The following is an 18527-nucleotide window of genomic DNA, read 5'->3' as shown; positions in this document are numbered from 1 at the left end:
CCACCGCGCTTCCCGGTGTCCCACCGCGCTTCCCGGGGTCCGTCGACCCCCCGTGGCGCCGTTCGGCGCCCTCTCGGACCCTCCGGTCCTTCCGTCGGACCTCGGGCTCACCGTACGCCGTGCGCGTGCCCCCGGCTCACCGGTCCATGTCACCGGCGTCGGCGGCGTCGGCCTCGTCGCCCGCGTCCACCCGCTTGAGCAGCTCGTGCAGGGCGTCGTTGACCACGGTAGGCCGCTCCAGCTGGACCAGGTGCGAACTTTCCGCGATCTCGGTGAACCGGGCGCTCGGCAGTGCCGCCGCCATCGCCCTGCTGTGCTCGACGGGCGTCAGCCAGTCCTTGTCGCCGACCACGATGGAGGTCGGAACCCCGTTCAGCACGGACAGCGCGCTCAGCTTGTCGTGCGACATCAGCGCCGGGTAGAACTCGGCGATCACCTCGAAGGGGGTGGATCGGATCATCGACTCGGCGAAGTCGACGACCGTGGGGCTGACGTTCCTGGAGTCGCCGAAACCCAGGTGGCGCAGGGCGAGGAAGGCCACGTCGTTGCCGACCTGGCGGCTCTTGTCCACCAGCGAACCGCCGCGCCTCAGGATCGACACCGTGCCCGGCGTGACCTTGTGCACCGCCTTCGACAGCAGCGCGGGCAGGCCCAGGGAGATCTCGCCGAGCTTGCCGGTGGAGGTGGAGATCAGCGCGACGCCCCTGATCTTGTCGCCGAACAGCTCCGGATGCCGGTCGGCCAGCGCCATGACCGTCATGCCGCCCATGGAGTGGCCGACGAGCACGCACGGGCCGGGCACCAGCGCCTCGATGACCTCGGCCAGGTCGTCGCCGAGCCGGTCGATCGAGCAGTCCTTCATCGGGATGCGCGGCGAGCGGCCGTGGGAGCGCTGGTCCCACAGGACCAGGCGGTGCGTGCCGCCCAGGTCGCGCCGCTGGTAGTGCCAGGAGTCGAGGTTGAGCGTGTAGCCGTGGCAGAACACCACGGTCAGCGGGGCCTTCTCCTGCCCGTCGACCTCGGCGTACAGGGGGACACCGTCGGAGGTGGTGACCGTGGTGGGGCGGCCGCGCAGCTCTCCGAGCGGCTCGCTCGCCTCCAGGTCCGGGCGGAGCCTGATGCGTCCGACGGCGTACCGCTTGGCGAGGGCCCCGGCGGCCACTCCTGCCGACGCGACACCGACGATCGCGCCCGCGATACCGACCCTGCGCCGTCTGGTACTACTCATGCGACCCCCTGAGCTGCCTTTCACCGGTAAACGCGCGGGACCCGCGAACCGATCCTGGTCACGATCTCATGCGTGATCGTGCCGAGGGAATCCGCCCACTCCTGAGCGGTGGGCTCACCTCGCGAGCCGTCACCGAAAAGGATCACTTCGTCACCCTCCGCCAACGGGTCGTCCCCTACGTCGATCATGAACTGGTCCATGCAGACCCTGCCCGCGATCCGCCGCCTGCGGCCACCGGCCAGCACCTCCGCCAGGTTGGTGGCGTGCCGCAGGACCCCGTCCGCATACCCGAGCGGGACGAGGCCAAGCGTCGTTTCCCGATCCGTGATGTACAGGTGCCCGTAGGAGACGCCCGAGCCGGCGGGGACCCGCTTGACCAGCGCGATCCGCGCGGCGAGCGTCATCGCCGGGCGCAGCCCGAAGTCCCCGAGCCGGGGCACCGGGCTCAGCCCGAAGGCCGCGATGCCCGGGCGGACCAGGTCGTAGCGCGCCTGCGGCAGCGTCAGGATGGCCGCCGAGTTGGCGATGTGCCTGATGACGTGGGAGCCCCCCGCGCCCGCCTTCTCCGCGATGAGCAGCGCCTCGTCGAAGGCGGCCAGCTGGGCCGCGACGGACGGGTCTCCCGGGATGTCGGCGCAGGCGAAGTGGGACCAGAGCCCGACGATCTCGATCGTGCCCTCGGCCCGGTGCCGCATCGCCCGCTCGACCAGGGCGGACCAGTCCGCCGCCGTCGCGCCGCCGCGCGACATGCCGGTGTCGGCCTTCAGGTGCACCCTGGCCGTCCTGCCGGCCCTGGCGGCGGCGTCGGCGATCGCGTCGGCCGTCGCGACGGAGCCCGCCGACAGCTCGACATCGTGCCCGACGGCCTGCTCCAGCGGCTCGCCCGGCGGGATGATCCACGCCAGGATCGGCGCGGTGATCCCGGCGGCCCGCAGCTCCAGGGCCTCGCGGACGTAGGCGGTGCCCAGCCGTTCCGCCCCGGCCTCCAGGCAGGCGCGCGCGACGGGGACCAGCCCGTGCCCGTAGGCGTCGGCCTTGACCGCGACCATCATCTCGGCACCGGGGGCGTGGCTCGCGAGCAGCGCCAGGTTCTCACGGATCGCCGAGAGGTCCACCCGTGCCTCGGCGGGAGTCATCGGGAAACTCATAACCCCAGTTTGGCAGGTGAGCCGCCATGCCGGGGGCCGTTGACCAGGGAGCGCACCGCCCGCGGCAGGGCCTCGGCGACGTCCCGGGCGGTGAGAGGGCCTTCCCGTCCGGCGATCCCGTGCAGGTAGGCGGCGCAGGAGGCCGCGTCGTACCCGCTCAGCCCGGCGGCCAGCAGCGCGCCCGCCAGGCCGGCCAGCACGTCGCCGGTACCGCCGGTCGCGAGCCAGGGGCTGCCGGTGGGGTTGATCCTGACCGGTCGCCCGTCCTCGGCGACCAGCGTGGTCGAGCCCTTGAGCAGCACCGTCACGCCCAGCTCCGCCGCCGCCCTGCGCACGTTCTCCAGGCGCCGCGCCTCGATCCGCTCCCTCGGCACCTCGATCAGGCGGGAGAGCTCGCCCGCGTGCGGGGTGATCAGCACCGGCGCGCCCCGGCGGAGCAGGGACCTGTCCTGGGCCGCCAGGGTCAGCGCGTCGGCGTCGACGAGCACGGGAACCTCGCTCGACAGCACCGAGCGGGCGATGGCGCGCGCCTCGTCGCCGGTGCCGAGGCCGGGGCCCAGCACCCACGCCTGCACGCGGCCCACCTCCTCGACCCCCTCGCCCGGCGCGAGCGTGGTGATCACGGCCTCGGGCCAGCGGGCCCGCACCTGGGCCACCGGTTCCGCGACCCCCGCGTAGCGGACCATGCCCACCCCGGCCCGCAGCGCCCCGCCCACGGCCAGCACCGCGGCGCCGGTGTAGCGCTCGCTGCCGGCCGCGATCCCGACGACGCCCCTGCGGTACTTGTCGGACGACGCGCCGGGCCTGGGCAGCAGCGCGGCCACGTCGGCGTCCGTCGGCACGGCCGCGTCGGGGTCGGGCAGGTGGGGGCCGAGGCCGATGTCGACGAGTTCCGTCCGGCCCGCGTGCCCGGAGCCCGGATCGACGAGCAGCCCGATCTTCCACGCCCCGAACGTGACGGTGGCGTCCGCGAGGACCGCGGGGCCCTCCACCCGGCCGCTGCTCGCGTCCACGCCGCTCGGCACGTCCACCGCGAGGACCTCGCCGGGCGCGTCGTTCGCGAGTCCGGCCAGGGTCGCGTACGGCTCCCTGAGCGCCCCGGTCCCGCCGATCCCGAGCATCCCGTCCACGATCAGGTCCGCCGCGCCGAGCAGGTCGCGGACCCGCGCTCCCGCCGGGTCTTCCGCGGGACCGTGATCGGGGTGCGGGCCGGTCACCCGGCCGCCCGCGCGGCGCAGGGCCTCCAGGCCCGCCGCGTGGACGCGCGTCCCGGCGAGGAGCGCGTCGACCCTGGCCCCCCTGGCCGCCAGGCGGGCCCCGGCGAACAGGGCGTCGCCGCCGTTGTCGCCGCCGCCGACGAGCAGCACGACGCGGGAGCCGTACACGGCGCCGAGCATCCTGGCGCAGACCACCGCGAGCCCGGTGGCGGCCCGCTCCATCAGGGCGCCCTCGGGCAGCGTCGCCATCAGCGCCGCCTCGGCCGCCCTGATCTGGTCGGAGGTGTACGCGATTCGCATTCCACCGAATCTATCCCTCGGCGATCACGTAGGCGATGGCGACGCCCCCGTCATGGCTCAGGGAGATGTGCCACCGGGCCACGCCCAGCGCCCTGGCGACCTCCGCCGCCCGCCCGGTCACCCGCAGTTCGGGCCGCCCGTGCTCCCCGGCGACCACCTCGGCGTCCAGGTGCCGCAGCCCGGGAGGTGCCCCCAGGGCCTTGGCGACGGCCTCCTTGGCCGCGAACCTGGCGGCCAGGGAGGCCGCGCCCAGCGTGCTCTCCCCCTCGGTGAACAGGCGCTCCCGCAGCGCGGGCGTCCGCGCCAGCGTCGCCTCGAACCTGGCCGTGTCCACGACGTCGACGCCGATACCAACGATCACCCGCCCAGGCTAGTGGCGTCACGTCACCGGCCCGCGATCCCGCGGGTCAGAAGCCGCCGCGCTGCCAGGGGCCCCAGATGGCGAAGCTCATCCCCTTGGACGACTGGACGTTGACGTAGAGGGTGTGGCCGCCGGGGCCGAACGTCGAGCCGGCGAACTCGGCGCCGGAGTCGCCGTCGACGGGGACCAGCCGGGAGAAGTCGAAGATCTCGCCCCGGCGGGTGAGGCCGCGCAGGTAGTTGTCGCCCGAGCCGTCCTCGCAGAGGACCAGGGTGCCCCGGGGGCTGGCGGTGACGTTGTCGGGCAGGTCGAGGGTGACCGCGCCCGGCGACTCGTAGACGAGCCTGAGCCGCCCGCTCCACGTCTCGTACGCCCACACCTGGCCGCGTCCCTTGCCGAAACCGCTGGGCGGGGTGTCGCCGGACGCGGTCGCGCCGCCCTGGGTGGAGACGAAGTAGATCGTGCCGTGGTGGTTGATCGCCCCCTCCAGCCGGGAGAAGATCGCCGCGCCCTTGGCCCTGCCCTGGTTGCCGACGGCCTGGACGGCGACGTCGTTGGCGGGGGTGCCGATGAAGGCGGGGTCGGGGTCGTCGATGTCCACCCAGGTGGTCGCGTACGAGGCTCCCTTGGGCTGGCCGAGCGAGAGGTCCTTGCCCGGGGCGCCCCGCACGGCCAGCATCTGGAGCCTGCCGCCGTCGAGGATGCGGCGGGCCTCCAGCGGGTTCTTCGGGGGCAGATAGCGGTAGAAGCCGGAGGCGAAACCGAAGTTGTCCTCGGTGAGGTAGATCGCGCCGGTGAACCCGTCGAACGCGGCCGACTCGTGGGCGAACCGCCCGGCGTTCCTGATCGGCCCTCCGGCCTTGCCCTCGAGCGGGACCTCGAAGATGTAGCCGTGCTTCTGCGTGAGCTTGCCGTTGTCCTGACCGGTGAAGTCGTTGCCCACGTCCGGCCCGTTCACGGTCTCCTCGCAGGTCACCCAGGCGCCCCAGGGCATCGGGCCGCCGGAGCAGTTCATCTGGGTGCCGGTCAGGCTGGGGGCGGACTTGAGCACCTTGCCGTAGCGGGTGACCCGGAGGGTCGAGGTGCCGCCGCCCGCCGCCGGGTCGTAGGCCCTGGCCGGGTCGCCGAACGCGCCGACCGGGCCGTTGACCTCGTGGTTGCGGACGAGGATCGCGCTGCCGGCCGGCCCTCGGAACGCGGCCATGCCGTCGTGCCGGGAGGGGACGGTGGATCCGTCGCTGTACTTGTCGCCGGCGCCGTTGAAGGACCTGTAGTGGAAGCCGCCGGGCAGGTGGAGCCGCACCACGCCGTCCCGCTCGTCCTTGACCGGCTTCAGCGGCCCGTACCCGGCGCCCGGGAGGATCTCCCCGTTCACTCCCGCCCGTGCGACGCCGGCGAACGGCCCGGCCACCCCCAGCGCGGCCAGCGCACCGCCTCGGGCGAGGAAACGACGACGATCCATCTTGCGGCTCCCTTGGGTCCGGTGGATTCACGCCACGTTAATCCGTCCCAGTAAACCGCTATATGGCATATATCGACAATTAATCTGGCAACGAGGCGGTCAGCTCCTATACCCACTTCCGGCCGTGGATAATCCATAGACTTTGTCCACAGGCTGTGGAGAACCCCCGGCCCCGGCTTACTCCACCGTGACCGACTTGGCGAGGTTGCGGGGCTGGTCGACGTCGTGCCCCTTGGCCGTGGCCAGCTCGCACGCGAAGACCTGGAGCGGCACCGTGGCGACCAGCGGCTGGAGCAGGGTCGGCACGGCCGGGATGTGGATCAGCGTGTCGGCGTACCGCGCGACCGCGACGTCCCCTTCCTCGGCGATGACGAGGGTCCTCGCGCCCCTGGCCCGGATCTCCTGGATATTGGACACGATCTTGTCGTGGATCACCCGCTGGCCGGACGGCGAGGGGACGACGACGACCACCGGGAGCCCCTTGTCGATCAGCGCGATCGGGCCGTGCTTCAGCTCCCCCGCCGCGAAGCCCTCGGCGTGCATGTACGCCAGCTCCTTGAGCTTCAGCGCCCCTTCGAGCGCGACGGGAAAGCCCACGTGCCGCCCCAGGAAGAGCACGCACCGCTCGCCGGCCAGCGACCTGGCCAGCGCGCGGACCGGCTCGACGGTCGCGAGGACCTCGCTCACCTTGGACGGCATCTGCGCCAGCCGCTCGACGATCTGGGTGATCTCGTCGCCGAACTTCACCTCCCTGACCTGGGCGAGATAGAGCGCGACCAGATAGCACGCCACCAGCTGGGTGAGGAACGCCTTGGTGGAGGCCACCGCGACCTCGGGGCCCGCGTGCGTGTAGAGGACGGCGTCGGACTCGCGGGAGATCGTGGAACCGTTCACGTTGCAGACCGCCAGCACCCGGGACCGCTGCCCGCGCGCGTGCCGTACCGCCATGAGGGTGTCCATGGTCTCGCCCGACTGGCTGATCACGATCACCAGCGTGTCGCGGTCGAGGATCGGGTCGCGGTAGCGGAACTCGCTCGCCACCTCGACCTCGCAGGGCAGCTGGGCCCAGTGCTCGATGGCGTACTTGGCGATGAGCCCGGCGTGGTACGAGGTCCCGCAGGCGACCAGAATGATCTTGTTGATGTCGCGCAGCTCCTGGTCGGACAGCCGCATCTCGTCCAGCACCAGCCGCCCGTCCTCACCGATCCTGCCGAGCAGCGTGTCGGCGACGGCCCGGGGCTGCTCGGCGATCTCCTTGAGCATGAAGTGGTCGTAGCCGTCCTTCTCGGCGGCGCAGGCGTCCCAGTCGACGTGGTAGTCACGCGTCACCGCCGGCAGGCCCTGGAAGTCGACGACCGTGACCTTCGAGGGACGCAGCTCGACCACCTGGTCCTGGCCCAGCTCCACCGCCTCGCGCGTGTACGCGATGAACGCCGCCACGTCCGAGCCGAGGAAGTTCTCCCCGTCACCCCTGCCGATCACCAGCGGCGAGTTGCGCCGCGCCCCCACCACCACGTCGGGCTCGTCGGCCGAGACCGCGAGCAGGGTGAACGCCCCCTCCAGCCGCAGGCAGACCCGGCGCATCGCCTCCATGAGCCCCCCGGCGGCGAACTCCTCCAGCAGGTGCGCCACCACCTCCGTGTCGGTCTCGGAGACGATCCGGTGCCCCGTGCCCTCCAGCTCGGTCCTGAGCGCGGCGAAGTTCTCGATGATCCCGTTGTGGATGACCGCGATCCGCCCGTCGCAGTCGGTGTGCGGGTGGGCGTTGCGGTCGGTCGGGGCTCCGTGGGTGGCCCACCGGGTGTGCCCGATCCCCGTCGTCGCGCCGGCCGGCGGCACGGGCCGCGAGACCAGCGCCGAGCGGAGGTTGGCCAGCTTCCCCGCCCGCTTCTCCACGGCGAGGCCGTCCGCCCCGACCAGGGCGATCCCCGCCGAGTCGTACCCCCGGTACTCCAGCCGGCCCAGACCCTCGACCGCGACCTCGACCGCCGACCGCTGTCCCGTATATCCCACTATTCCGCACATTGTCATACCCCCTCCCTGAGAGATCGGCCGCCGCGTCTATGGAGAACCCCCCGGACAGCCCAAGAATCCCGACCGGCGCCCGGCGGGAACCCGCACCGGCGAATCAGCACCCGGCGGGAACCCGCGCCCAGCGGATCAGCACCCGGCAGGGGCCCGTTCCCGGCGGATCAGTAGGCTCTCTGAGCATGGCCAACGGTTTGGACACCGCGACACCGTACGTGCAGCTGAGCCGGGCACAGTGGAGCGAACTCCGGAAGAACACCCCCCTCACGCTCACCGTGGACGAACTGGAGGAGCTGCGCGGCGTCGACGATCCGATCGACCTGGCCGAGGTCACCGACATCTACCTGCCGCTCACCCGGCTGCTCAACCTCCACTTCACCGGGGTGAGGCAGCGCAGCGCGGCGCTCAACACCTTCCTCGGCGGCGGGCGGCGGCCGGCCCCGTACGTGCTGGGCATCGCCGGAAGCGTCGCGGTCGGCAAGTCGACCACGGCCAGGCTGCTGCACACCCTGCTGGCCCGCTGGCCCGAGCACCCCCGGGTGGACCTGATCACCACCGACAGCTTCCTGTTCCCGAACGAGACCCTCACCGCCAGGGACATCATGCACAGGAAGGGCTTCCCCGAGAGCTACGACCGGCGGGCCTTGGTCAGGTTCGTCGCCGACGTCAAGGCGGGCCTGCCGGAGGTGACGGCCCCGGTCTACAGCCACCTGGAGTACGACATCGTGCCCGGCGCGACCCAGGCCGTACGCCGTCCCGACATCCTCATCGTCGAGGGCCTCAACGTCCTCCAGCCCGCCCCGCCCACCGCCCTCGCGATCAACGACTACTTCGACTTCTCCATCTACGTGGACGCCAAGGTCGAGCACATCCGCGACTGGTACGTGGACCGCTTCCACAAGCTCCGGCGCACGGCCTTCGAGGACCCGAAGTCCTACTTCAGGTATCTCGCCGACCTGTCGGAGGAGGAGGCGACCGACTTCGCCAAGAATGTCTGGCGCGACATCAACGAGCGCAACCTCGTCGAGAACATCGCCCCCACCAGAGGCCGGGCCGACCTGGTGCTGCACAAGGGCGCCAACCACTCCATCCAGCGCGTCCGCCTCCGCCGCATCTGACCTTCCCGCCCCCACCCGCCGCGCTCCGCGCTCGGGCGTGTCCTGTGGAGTCCCACCCCGGGTGAGCCGGCGTGACGGGTCGCCCACCGTCGTCCGGTGTCGCCGGTCCACACGATCCAACCGGCGGATCCGAAAACCGACGGCCGCGAGGCTCGGCGTATCGCCTCCAGGGGCTTGAACCTGCCGCGACGGCAGGTCCTAACGTGGCGGACGTGATCGGGAAAGACGACGCCGGGCGCCGGTGGAGCATCGGCGAGGTGGCGCGGGCGAGCGGGGTGACCGTGCGCGCGTTGCACCACTACGACGAGATCGGCCTGCTGCGCGCGAGCGAACGCACCGCGTCGGGGCACCGCCGCTACACCGGGGGCGACGTGCGGCGGCTGTACCGGGTGCGGGCCCTGCGAATGCTCGGGCTGTCCCTGGAGGAGATCTCGGACGTGCTCGCGAACTCCACGGACGATCTGGCGGCGATGCGCGACCTGCTGACGGCACAGCTCCGCGAGCTGGAGGCGCACGGCGCACGGATCCAGCGGCTCACACAGCGGCTTCACGGCCTGCTGGGACAGATCGACAGCGCGTCGATGCCCGATCCGGACCAGTTCATGACGACCCTGGAGATGATCTCTATGTTCGAGAGCTCGTTCACGGCAGAGCAGCGGGAGCAACTGGCCCGGCGCAGGGCCGACCTCGGCCCGGAGGCCGTCGAGACGGCCAGGACCGAATGGGCCGGGCTCGTCGAGGAGCTCCTGCGGCACGTACAGGACGACACCCCCGTCGACGACCCCCGGGTGCGGGCCCTGGTCCAGCGCTGGGACGCATTGGCGAGCCGGTTCCACGACGACGGCGACGACGGTGAGCGGACCAAGGCCGCGGCGCGGCGGATGTGGCGGGAGAACAGCGAGGAGATCGGCAGGACCCTCCCCTGGCCCGCGGACCGGATGCGCGACCTGGTCCTCTACCTGGAACGCTCCCGGCAGGCCGGATGACCGCGGCGCTCCGATCCCGGCCGTCGCGGCGGCCCTCCCGGCTGTTTCGGGCGAGGCCGCATGGATAGTTTTCGAGACGAGAGCGGGTGAGGAGGGCGGGTGCCGTGGGCAGGACAGCGAGCGGTCGTGTGATCGTGAGGGTTTTGGACCCGGAGGAGGCCGAGACGATCACCGAGGAGGTCGGTACGACCTACCGGGAGGCGTTCGGTGCCCCGCCCAACAGCGAGGGGGCCGCGGAGTTCGAACACCAGCGCGCCTCCTACGCCGACCTCCTCCGACGGCGGGGGTTCCGGCTGTCGGTCGCCCGGCAGGACGGGCTGCTGGTCGGCTTCGCCTACGGGGCGTTCCTGCGGGAGGGGGGCCGCTGGTGGAACGGCGTACGTGATCCGCTCCCCGCCGGGTTCACCGACGAGTCCGGTTCCCGCACCTGGCACCTGGTGGATCTGGGCGTACTGCCCGGCCACCGCGGGCGCGGCATCGCCAGACGGCTGACCGAGGCGGTGCTGGCGGGGTGCGGGGCGCAGCGGGCGGTGCTGGCCGTGGAGCCGCGGTTGAAGGACAACCAGCGGCTTTACCGATCATGGGGCTGGCGGCAGGTCGGGAGCGTGGACGCCCCGGCGTCGTCCGTCAACGACGTCTACGACATCTACGTCCTGGAAGACCTGCCCGCGGGCAGACCGTAGGAGCGCAGCCGCTCGTCCAGGCGCACCACGGCGTCGGTGCGGTTCCAGGGTGACAGGGCCTGACGGGCGTCGGCGGTGGCCGCGACCAGTCGCGGGGACCGGTTGCGGCTGGTGAGCTCGGCGGCCAGGGCCAGCTCCGTGCAGGCCTGGCCGATCTCACGTTTCTGGGCGAACGCGCGGCTGAGATACAGGTGACCGAACGCCAGGTTGCGGGAGAAGGCCGTCCCTATCGAGGTCATCGCCTCGCGCGCGCAGGCGATCGCGTTGTCGGGTTCACGCATGTCGAGGTGGCACAGGGCGCGGGTCAGCGTGAGCATGGCCGGGCCGAAGAAGTACGTCAGTCTCCGGCCGGGGTCGTCCTCCGTGGAGTCGTCCAGCCCCGAGCGGGCGGCCGACAGCGCGGTACGGCACCGCGCGTGGTCCCTGGCCCGGTTCTTGCCGTTCTCGCGACGCGCGATTCCCGCATAGGCGCGGGCGCCGACGTCGTTGGCGTAGGCGATCAGTATGGGACTGCCGGCTCGCTGCGCCCAGGCGAGTGCCCCGAGAGCGTGCTCGACCCCGAGACGCGGGTCGCCGGACCAGGTGGCCAGGTGGCTCCACTGGGCGAGGACGTAACTGGACATGAGGTCGTCGTCGGCTTCATGAGCGGCACGCCGGGCCTGGCCGTAATAGTGCTCGGCTCCGGCGAAGTCACCGGAGTTGAACAGCAGCCACCCGATGAACCGGGATATGTCGGCGAGCAGCGACATCAGTCGCCGGCGCAGGTCCTCGTCGGCGGCGCCCGCCAGGAGCCGGCGGACCAGCCCGTGCTGCGCCAGAGCCGTCTCCAGCACGGCCTGGGGACCCAGGATGTCCTCCTGCCTGATGGCGTGACGAAGGATCGTCTCCACATGCCCGACCACCTCGCCGTCGACCCGGGAGGGTGCCCGGGAGGCCGACGTCAGGCGTTCGAGGGTGTCGCGGTCCAGGTGGGCGAGAAGGGGGGAGGCGTGCGCCGCGGCGGCCGCGGAGGCGACCACGGCCAGTAGGTCGCGGCGTTTCATCCCGTCCGCCCACTGGGTGAGAGCGGCGACCAGATAGCCGAACTCCTGCTCCCGCAGAGCCGCGACCGTGAGAACCCGATCGGCCTCGTGGCCGGGCGGCTGTGTCGGCAACCCGTCCAGAAATGAGGCGATATCGGTAACGGTGAGTACGGGCCGGGGAACGGGTCGGTCCTTGGCCGCCGGGTGCCTGCCGATGCGGTCGTCGTCACGGCTGTGGTCCTCCCCATGGACCAGGTCCCCGGCCCGGCACCGGTAGATGCGGGCCAGGCGTTCCAGTCCGGAGATGGGAGGCTCGTTGCCGGTCGCCGAAGGCCAGGCCTCCCACGCCCCGAGCCGGCGTTCGCTGAGCATGTCGTCGGGCCAGCGCAGGTTCCATAGTCGGACCACCTCGGACTGCGTGTATCGGTGTGCCTCGCGGAAGCCGCGCAGCGGATTGAGCTTGAACCGGAGCTGATAGTCCGCGGCGATCTGGCTCCACGTCGCCCCGTGCTCGCGCATCTGGGTCGTGAGAACGTCCATCTGCCGCTTGAGGCTGCGGGGTCTGGGTGGCATCGCTCGCCCCTTTCGGGCGTCACTCCCCCGAGGCGGTTGTTGTTTTCCAAACGCTACGGCATTGGTTACGCCAAGTGACGGCCGATTCAAAAACCGGCGACCAGATCGCCGATTTTGGTCACGGATCACGCCGGCGGCCGGTGGTCGCGTCGTTCGGATCCGCGAAACCCCCTCCCTGACCGCGTTCTTCGCGAGCCCGCGGTAGCGGACGGTGACAGCGGGGCCGCCGGAGCGGCGGCACGTCGGGAACCCGACGCCTCCGCCCGAGGAGCGCGGGTGCGCCTCCCCCGTCGCCACCGCCGCGAACGGGTCACCTGAAGGCGCCGACGTTGCGTCGCGCCCACTCGGCGAAGGCGCGGGGGGCGCGGCCGAGGATCCGTTCCACGTCGGGGCTCACCCGCTGTTCGGCGGCCGACGGCTCTCCCAGGATGGCGAGGGTGCCGTCCACGACCGGCTCGGGCATGAAGCGCAGCATCTGCTCCCGGGCCTCCTCGCGGCTCTGCTCGACGAACCGCACCGGCGTGCCCAGCGCGTCCCCGATCGCCCGGGCCCGCCGGCGCGGGGTGATCGGCGCCGGGCCGGTGAGCTCGTACGTGTGACCGGCGTGCTCCCCCTTGCGCAGGACCACGGCCGCGACCTCGGCGATGTCGGCCGGGTCGACGACCGGCAGCCCGACGTCGCCGAACGGCGCGGCGGCGGTCCGCCGCGAGCGGATCGTCTCCGCCCACGCGAACGCGTTGGAGTCGAAGCCTCCCGGCCGCAGAACGGTCCACTCCAGGCCCGACCGCCGGACGGCGTCCTCCAACGCCCGGAGGGGAGCGTGGGAGCCGGACTCCGGTCGCGTCCCGGCGGCCTGGGAGGACTGCAGGACGACCCGCCGGACCCCGGCCGCCCTCGCGACGTCGAGGATGCCTCGCGGGTTCAGGTGCTCTCCGGCACCGGCGACGAGGAGGAACAGCGCGTCGGCCCCGTCGAGCGCGGGCCGGAGGCTTTGCGGGTCGGCCAGGTCGGCCCGGTGGTGCGTCACGCCCTCCGGCACGTCCGAAGGCCGTCGCGAAACCGCCGCCACCCGCTCCCCGGCCTCGGCGAGCGCCCGTACGAGCACCCGTCCGACGTTCCCGGTCGATCCCGTGATCACGATCATGAAAGTCCCGCCCGTCGCGAATAAGTTAGTTGACTGACTAAAAAGACCATAACCAGCAGCCGCCCGGGCTGTCTACACTCGTCAGTGAGATGACTGACTCAGTTACCGCGAAGCGGGGCAAGCGGGAGCGGCTCGTGGCCGCCGCGTCCCGGGTCCTGCACGAGCAGGGTGTCGAGAAGACGACGCTGGCCGACATCGCCCGCGTGGCCGAGGTCCCCCTGGGCAACGTCTACTACTACTTCAAGACCAAGGATCAGCTCGTCGAGGCGGCGATCGAGGCGCACGCGCTCGGCTTCCGGGCGATGACCGCCTCTCTCGACCTGCACACCGACGGCCCCCGCGACCGCCTGAAGGCGCTCCTGCGCGGCTGGATCGAGCAGCGCGAGCTCACCGCGCGATACGGCTGTCCCACCGGGAGCCTGTGCTCGGAGCTCGACAAGCGCACCGACGGCCTCGACCGCGCCGCGGCCGAGGTCATGCGGTTGCTGATCGACTATGCCGAGCTGCAGTTCCGGGAGATGGGCCGATCCGACTCCCGCGAGCTCGCGGTCGCCCTGGTCGCCGCCTACCAGGGCATCGCACTCCTCACCAACACCTTCAGGGACCCCGAACTCATGGCCGGGGAGGGCCGCCGCCTGGAACGCTGGATCGACTCGCTCGCCTGAGCCGCCACGCCGATGACGGGGTCCCGTCGGGCGCGCCGTCGGGTGCGCCGCGAAACCAACCACCGCCAAAGGCAAAAGTTCCCTCTACTCGCGGCCATATATGCCGGATCGGCACCAAGGCTCACCCGGTGGAGTGACTTAGTGTCTGATATGTGAGCATCCCGTCCCATGGGCCGCTGAAGCTGAGCGTTGGCGCGAGCACCGGCATGAAGATCGGCGCCGCGCTCCTGGCCGTGCCCTTCGTCGGCATCCCGCTGTTCGCGATCTCGAAGCTCGAACGGGCCGCCGAGCTGTCCGCCGAGGGCTCCTCTCTCGGCCTCCAGATCCTGATGGTTCCCTTCGTCGTGGTCCTGGTGGTCTTCCTCATCGTCCTCCTCGGCATCTTCCGCTTCCGGGCGGAGCTGGAGGGAAGCGTCGTGGAGGTCCACGGCGCGTTCACGACGCGCAGGGTGGACCTCGCGCGAGCCCATGTCTGGCTGGACTCCTTCCCCGAGTGCTCAAGGGCCCGCGACCTCACCGGCCGCCGGCTCCCGTACCTGTACCTGTACGCCCAGGAGCGGGGCGGCCGCAAAGTCCTGCTGCGACTGCGCGCGGCGCGCGCCTTCATGCCGCCGCACGAGCTGGCGGCCCTCGCGGGCGCCATCGAGTCGGGCCACCGGACCGGGCGGGACGCCGAGCAGGTCTCCCGGACGGCCGACCTGCTCCGGCGCCTGAGCACCGACCCCGCCGTCAGGGTTCCCTGAGGAGATCCGCCCCCGCACCGGACACCGAACGCCGGCCCTGCGCGGGACCGCGGGACGACGACCGGGAGACGGCCATGCGGTTCCGGGCTTCAGCGGGCCGGGGCACAGGTCCTAGGGTTGGCCCGTGCTGCATCTACGCGTGATCAGTCCGCCGGAGCTGTCGGACAAGGTGCTGGAGGTACTCGACGAGTGCGTCGGCGTCGTCAACATCGTGGTGTTCCCCGGTGCCGCGCGCTCCCCCGCCGGTGACCTCCTCCAGTTCGACATCGCCCGCGAGGCCGCCAACGAGGTGATCGAGCGCTTCCAGGAGCTCGGCCTGCACACGAAGGGCTCGATCGCGGCCGAGGAGGTCGACCTGGCGATCTCGGAGGTGGCCGAGCGCGCCAAGGAGGAGGCGCCGGGCGACAGCGACGACGCGGTGGTCTGGGCGGAGTTCGCCCAGCGGGTCGACGAGGACACCCGGCTCACCTGGGCCTTCCTCGTGTTCCTCACGATCGCCACGCTGCTCGCGGCGATCGGTGTGATCGTCAACTCGCCGATCCTCATCGTCGGCGCGATGGTGCTCGGACCGGAGTTCGGCGCGATCGCGGCCGTCTGCTTCGGCCTGCTCCGTACCGACAGGGACCTCATCGGCCGCGCGGCCAGGACCCTGGTCCTGGGTTTCACCGTCGCCGTCGTGATCACCTTCGTCTGCGCGCTGGTCGCGCGGGGGCTCGGCTGGATCGGCTTGGGCACCCTGGCGACCGGGCACGAGGAGATCGAGTTCATCGTCAAGTACGACAGGTGGTCGTTCATCGTCGCGCTGCTCGCCGGGGCCGCCGGAGTGCTCTCGGTCACCGCGGGCAAGTCCTCGGCCCTGGTCGGCGTCTTCATCTCGGTCACCACGGTCCCCGCCGCCGGATACTTCGCGGTCGCCGCCGCGCTGGCCCGCTGGGGCGACATGACCGCCTCGGCCGTCCAGCTCGGGGTGAACGTCGCGGGCATGGTCATCTCCGGCGTGGTGACACTCCTCGTGCAGAAGGCCTACTGGTCCCGGTTCGGGATGAGGCTGCCGGCCCGCCCGAGTGGGAGTTAGCGGCTGAGAATTGCCCTTTCGGACGATGCGAGCCTCCTTCGTGTGACGGAGGTGCGCACCTACGGCGACGGATAGTGTCCGAGCATGACTATCCTCGCCACCGAGGGACTAACCAGACGTTTCCCCCGGGTGACGGCGCTCGACCAGCTCACCGTCACCGTCGGCCCCGGTGTGACCGGCCTGGTCGGCGCCAACGGCGCGGGCAAATCCACGCTGATCAAGATCCTGCTCGGCCTGCTCGAACCCAGCGCGGGAAGCGCCCAGGTGCTGGGCATGGACGCGACGAGCAGGGGGGCGGAGATCCGCCGGGTCGTGGGTTACATGCCGGAGCACGACTGCCTGCCGCCCGACCTGTCCGCCACCGAGTTCACCGTGCACATGGCCCAGATGTCGGGCCTGCCGCGCACCGCGGCCCGCGAGCGCGCCGCCGACGTCCTGCGCCACGTCGGGCTGTACGAGGAGCGCTACCGGGCGATGGGCGGCTACTCCACCGGCATGAAGCAGCGCGTCAAGCTGGCCCAGGCCCTGGTGCACGACCCGCGCCTGGTCCTGCTGGACGAGCCCACCAACGGCCTCGACCCGCGGGGCCGCGACGAGATGCTCGCGCTGATCCGCAGGATCGGCTCCGAGTTCGGCATCAGCGTGCTGGTCACCTCCCACCTGCTGGGCGAGCTGGAGCGGGTCTGCGACCACGTCATCGTGATCGACGGCGGCAAGCTGCTGCGCTCCTCGTCCATCGGGGAGTTCACCCAGATCACCCAGACCGTGACCGTCGAGGTCGAGGAGGGCCAGGACGCGCTGGCGGCCCGGCTGACCGAGCTGGGCGAGACCGTCACCCCGCACGGCAGGCTGCTGCTCGTCCACGTCCGCGCGCCGGAGACCTTCGACGCGCTCCGCGACGCCGTCTGCGAGCTCGACCTCTGCCTCGTGCGCGTGGAGCAGGGCCGCCAGCGCATCGAGGACGTCTTCAGGGAGCCGGTCAATGTCTGAACCCACGGGTGTCATCCACGACATCGGATACCGCCACTACGAGGGGCCGCGGCTCGGCCGCGGCCACGCCACCGCAGCGCTGACCCTGCACAGCCTGCGCGGGATCTTCGGGCTCGGCCGCACCGCCCGCTCGAAGATCATCCCGTTCGTGCTCCTGGGCGTCATGCTCCTGCCCGCGGTCGTCTCCATCGCGATCATGGCGCTGGCCAAGCAGGAGGGGATGCGCTACACCGAGTACGCGGTCGTCATGCAGGCCGTGCTCGCGATCTTCCTGGCCTCGCAGTCGCCGTACGCCGTCGCGCCCGACCTGCGCTTCCGGGTGCTGCCGCTCTACCTGTCGCGCCCGGTGACGATCTGGGACTACGTCGGGGCGAAGCTCGCGGCGATGACGACCGCCATGTTCCTGCTGCTGGCGGCACCCCTCACCGTGCTCTACATCGGCGAGGTGGTCATCGACCTGCCCGGCGACACGCACACCGCCGAATACCTCACCTCCATGGCCGGCGCGGTCTGCTACGCGCTGCTGCTGGCCTGCCTCGGCGTGGCCATCGCCTCGTTCACCCCCAGGCGCGGCCTGGGCGTGGCCGCGGTCATCGCCTTCTACCTGCTCGCCTCCGCCGTGTCGACCGTGCTGTTCGCGACGCTGGAGTCGATGGGCGACGACACCACCGCCGCGTGGGCGTGGCTGATCAACCCGTTCTTCCTGGTGGACGCCGCCGTGCACGTCGGGATCTTCGGGGCGACGCCCACCGCGGGCGTCATCTACCCGCCGGGCGGCGGATCCCTGGTCGCGGGAGTGATCATGATCGCGCTGATCGCCCTGTCCGTCACGGCCCTGATCGCGCGCTACCGTAAGGCGGCCTCCCGATGAAGATCGAACTGGCCCAGGTGTCCCGCTGGTACGGCAACGTGGTCGCCGTCAACGACATCACCATGACCGTCGGCCCCGGCGTCACCGGGCTGCTCGGCCCGAACGGCGCGGGGAAGTCCACGCTGCTGCACATGATGGCCGGGTTCCTCGCCCCCTCGGGCGGCACCGTCACCCTCGACGGCGACCGCATCTGGCGCAACCACGAGATCTACCGCTCCATCGGCCTGGTCCCCGAGCGCGAAGCCGTCTACGGCTTCCTCACCGGCTGGCAGTTCGTGCTGTCCAGCGCGAGGCTGCACCGCCTGCCCAACCCCGACGACGCCGCACGCAAGGCGCTCGCCCTGGTGGAGATGGAGAGCGCCAAGGACCGCAGGATCGAGACGTACTCCAAGGGCATGCGCCAGCGCGTCAAGGTGGCCGCGGCCCTCGTCCACGACCCGCAGGTCCTGCTGCTCGACGAGCCGTTCAACGGCATGGACCCGCGCCAGCGCCTGCACCTGATGGACCTGGTCCGCGCCATGGGCACCGCGGGCAAGACCATCCTGTTCAGCTCGCACATCCTGGAGGAGGTGGAGCGGGTCGCCCAGCACATCGAGGTGCTGGTGGCCGGACGCCACGCCGCCTCCGGGGACTTCCGCGAGATCCGCCGCCGGATGACCGACCGCCCGCACCTGTTCAGGGTCCGCTCCAGCGACGACCGCCGCCTGGCGTCCGCGCTGATCGCCGACGCCTCCTCGGGCTCGGTCTCGCTGACCCAGGCGGGCCTGGAGGTGCACGCCGTCGACTTCCGGCGCTTCACCCGGCTGCTGCCCAGGGTCGCCAAGGACGCGGACATCCGGATCCTGCAGGTCTCCCCCGCCGACGAAGACCTGGAGAGCGTCTTCTCCTACCTGATCAACAGGAGCAGCTGACC

At 71.5% G+C, this 18527-nt stretch carries 16 protein-coding genes and 1 pseudogene; 9 read left to right on the top strand and 8 right to left on the bottom strand.

Annotation, left to right across the window (positions count from 1 at the left end):
- Positions 1-136: 136 nt before the first annotated feature.
- From ACTOQ3_RS08700 to glmS, 6 genes are all read right to left on the bottom strand, one after another.
- Positions 137-1228, bottom strand: a complete 1092-nt coding sequence (locus ACTOQ3_RS08700; RefSeq protein ID WP_440082838.1) for an alpha/beta fold hydrolase — start codon at positions 1226-1228, stop codon at positions 137-139.
- Positions 1229-1248: 20 nt separating this feature from the next.
- Entirely contained in the window at positions 1249-2376 is a 1128-nt protein-coding gene (gene alr, locus ACTOQ3_RS08695; protein WP_440082837.1) for an alanine racemase, read from the bottom strand.
- Positions 2373-3893 (bottom strand): NAD(P)H-hydrate dehydratase, encoded by a 1521-nt coding sequence (locus tag ACTOQ3_RS08690; protein ID WP_440082836.1) that lies wholly within the window; start codon positions 3891-3893, stop codon positions 2373-2375. The genes alr and ACTOQ3_RS08690 overlap by 4 nt, the downstream gene beginning before the upstream one ends.
- A 10-nt stretch (positions 3894-3903) precedes the next feature.
- Positions 3904-4254 carry a holo-ACP synthase gene (locus ACTOQ3_RS08685; RefSeq protein WP_440082835.1) on the bottom strand — a complete coding sequence of 117 codons (351 nt, stop codon included), beginning with the start codon at positions 4252-4254 and terminating at the stop codon, positions 3904-3906.
- 46 nt (positions 4255-4300) lie between these two features.
- Positions 4301-5716 (bottom strand): PhoX family protein, encoded by a 1416-nt coding sequence (locus ACTOQ3_RS08680; RefSeq protein WP_440082834.1) that lies wholly within the window; start codon positions 5714-5716, stop codon positions 4301-4303.
- 177 nt (positions 5717-5893) lie between these two features.
- On the bottom strand, positions 5894-7729 hold the full coding sequence (gene glmS / locus ACTOQ3_RS08675; protein WP_440082833.1) for a glutamine--fructose-6-phosphate transaminase (isomerizing): 1836 nt from the start codon (positions 7727-7729) through the stop codon (positions 5894-5896).
- A gap of 197 nt (positions 7730-7926) precedes the next feature.
- On the opposite strand from glmS, the gene coaA reads away from it, so the two are divergent.
- The 3 genes and pseudogenes from coaA to ACTOQ3_RS08660 form a co-directional block, all read left to right on the top strand.
- Positions 7927-8862 carry a type I pantothenate kinase gene (coaA, locus tag ACTOQ3_RS08670; protein WP_440082832.1) on the top strand — a complete coding sequence of 312 codons (936 nt, stop codon included), beginning with the start codon at positions 7927-7929 and terminating at the stop codon, positions 8860-8862.
- A gap of 212 nt (positions 8863-9074) precedes the next feature.
- Positions 9075-9848, top strand: coding sequence for a MerR family transcriptional regulator (locus tag ACTOQ3_RS08665; RefSeq protein ID WP_440082831.1), 774 nt, complete (start codon positions 9075-9077; stop codon positions 9846-9848).
- A gap of 83 nt (positions 9849-9931) precedes the next feature.
- Positions 9932-10531 (top strand): annotated as a pseudogene (locus tag ACTOQ3_RS08660) (N-acetyltransferase family protein); the annotation flags it as partial.
- Here the strand turns inward: ACTOQ3_RS08660 and ACTOQ3_RS08655 are convergent.
- Together ACTOQ3_RS08655 and ACTOQ3_RS08650 are read right to left on the bottom strand one after the other, a co-directional pair.
- Positions 10495-12126, bottom strand: a complete 1632-nt coding sequence (locus tag ACTOQ3_RS08655; protein WP_440082830.1) for a hypothetical protein — start codon at positions 12124-12126, stop codon at positions 10495-10497. The pseudogene ACTOQ3_RS08660 and the gene ACTOQ3_RS08655 sit on opposite strands and share 37 nt — an antisense overlap.
- A gap of 310 nt (positions 12127-12436) precedes the next feature.
- Positions 12437-13270: an NAD(P)H-binding protein gene (locus ACTOQ3_RS08650; protein WP_440082829.1), complete on the bottom strand. Its 834-nt coding sequence runs from the start codon at positions 13268-13270 to the stop codon at positions 12437-12439.
- Between the two features lie 89 nt (positions 13271-13359).
- Between ACTOQ3_RS08650 and ACTOQ3_RS08645 the strand changes: the two genes are divergently transcribed.
- From ACTOQ3_RS08645 to ACTOQ3_RS08620, 6 genes are all read left to right on the top strand, one after another.
- Positions 13360-13935 (top strand): TetR/AcrR family transcriptional regulator, encoded by a 576-nt coding sequence (locus ACTOQ3_RS08645; RefSeq protein ID WP_440082828.1) that lies wholly within the window; start codon positions 13360-13362, stop codon positions 13933-13935.
- 152 nt (positions 13936-14087) lie between these two features.
- The gene (locus ACTOQ3_RS08640) at positions 14088-14678 is read left to right on the top strand and encodes a hypothetical protein (RefSeq protein WP_440082827.1); all 591 of its coding nucleotides are present in this window, start codon (positions 14088-14090) and stop codon (positions 14676-14678) included.
- Between the two features lie 124 nt (positions 14679-14802).
- Positions 14803-15753, top strand: coding sequence for a DUF389 domain-containing protein (locus tag ACTOQ3_RS08635; protein WP_440082826.1), 951 nt, complete (start codon positions 14803-14805; stop codon positions 15751-15753).
- 84 nt (positions 15754-15837) lie between these two features.
- The gene (locus ACTOQ3_RS08630; RefSeq protein WP_440070970.1) at positions 15838-16743 is read left to right on the top strand and encodes an ABC transporter ATP-binding protein; all 906 of its coding nucleotides are present in this window, start codon (positions 15838-15840) and stop codon (positions 16741-16743) included.
- Positions 16736-17614 carry an ABC transporter permease gene (locus tag ACTOQ3_RS08625; RefSeq protein ID WP_440082825.1) on the top strand — a complete coding sequence of 293 codons (879 nt, stop codon included), beginning with the start codon at positions 16736-16738 and terminating at the stop codon, positions 17612-17614. Before ACTOQ3_RS08630 ends, ACTOQ3_RS08625 begins: the two co-directional genes overlap by 8 nt.
- The gene (locus ACTOQ3_RS08620; RefSeq protein ID WP_440082824.1) at positions 17611-18525 is read left to right on the top strand and encodes an ABC transporter ATP-binding protein; all 915 of its coding nucleotides are present in this window, start codon (positions 17611-17613) and stop codon (positions 18523-18525) included. The genes ACTOQ3_RS08625 and ACTOQ3_RS08620 overlap by 4 nt, the downstream gene beginning before the upstream one ends.
- Positions 18526-18527 lie beyond the last annotated feature (2 nt).

The sequence above is a fragment of the Streptosporangium sp. LJ11 genome (genome assembly GCF_051918945.1).
Taxonomy (GTDB): domain Bacteria; phylum Actinomycetota; class Actinomycetes; order Streptosporangiales; family Streptosporangiaceae; genus Streptosporangium.
The sequence above is the reverse complement of the archived record's forward strand: the minus strand, read 5'-3'. Positions and strand labels throughout refer to the sequence as shown.

What these genes read in the sequence shown, in the direction of transcription:
- coaA (WP_440082832.1), top strand. Translation starts at nt 7,927, where the DNA reads ATGGCCAACGGTTTGGACACCGCGACACCGTACGTGCAGCTGAGCCGG.
- ACTOQ3_RS08650 (WP_440082829.1), bottom strand. Translation starts at nt 13,270, where the DNA reads ATGATCGTGATCACGGGATCGACCGGGAACGTCGGACGGGTGCTCGTA.
- alr (WP_440082837.1), bottom strand. Translation starts at nt 2,376, where the DNA reads ATGAGTTTCCCGATGACTCCCGCCGAGGCACGGGTGGACCTCTCGGCG.
- ACTOQ3_RS08645 (WP_440082828.1), top strand. Translation starts at nt 13,360, where the DNA reads ATGACTGACTCAGTTACCGCGAAGCGGGGCAAGCGGGAGCGGCTCGTG.
- ACTOQ3_RS08655 (WP_440082830.1), bottom strand. Translation starts at nt 12,126, where the DNA reads ATGCCACCCAGACCCCGCAGCCTCAAGCGGCAGATGGACGTTCTCACG.
- ACTOQ3_RS08700 (WP_440082838.1), bottom strand. Translation starts at nt 1,228, where the DNA reads ATGAGTAGTACCAGACGGCGCAGGGTCGGTATCGCGGGCGCGATCGTC.
- ACTOQ3_RS08630 (WP_440070970.1), top strand. Translation starts at nt 15,838, where the DNA reads ATGACTATCCTCGCCACCGAGGGACTAACCAGACGTTTCCCCCGGGTG.
- ACTOQ3_RS08680 (WP_440082834.1), bottom strand. Translation starts at nt 5,716, where the DNA reads ATGGATCGTCGTCGTTTCCTCGCCCGAGGCGGTGCGCTGGCCGCGCTG.
- ACTOQ3_RS08625 (WP_440082825.1), top strand. Translation starts at nt 16,736, where the DNA reads ATGTCTGAACCCACGGGTGTCATCCACGACATCGGATACCGCCACTAC.
- ACTOQ3_RS08690 (WP_440082836.1), bottom strand. Translation starts at nt 3,893, where the DNA reads ATGCGAATCGCGTACACCTCCGACCAGATCAGGGCGGCCGAGGCGGCG.
- ACTOQ3_RS08620 (WP_440082824.1), top strand. Translation starts at nt 17,611, where the DNA reads ATGAAGATCGAACTGGCCCAGGTGTCCCGCTGGTACGGCAACGTGGTC.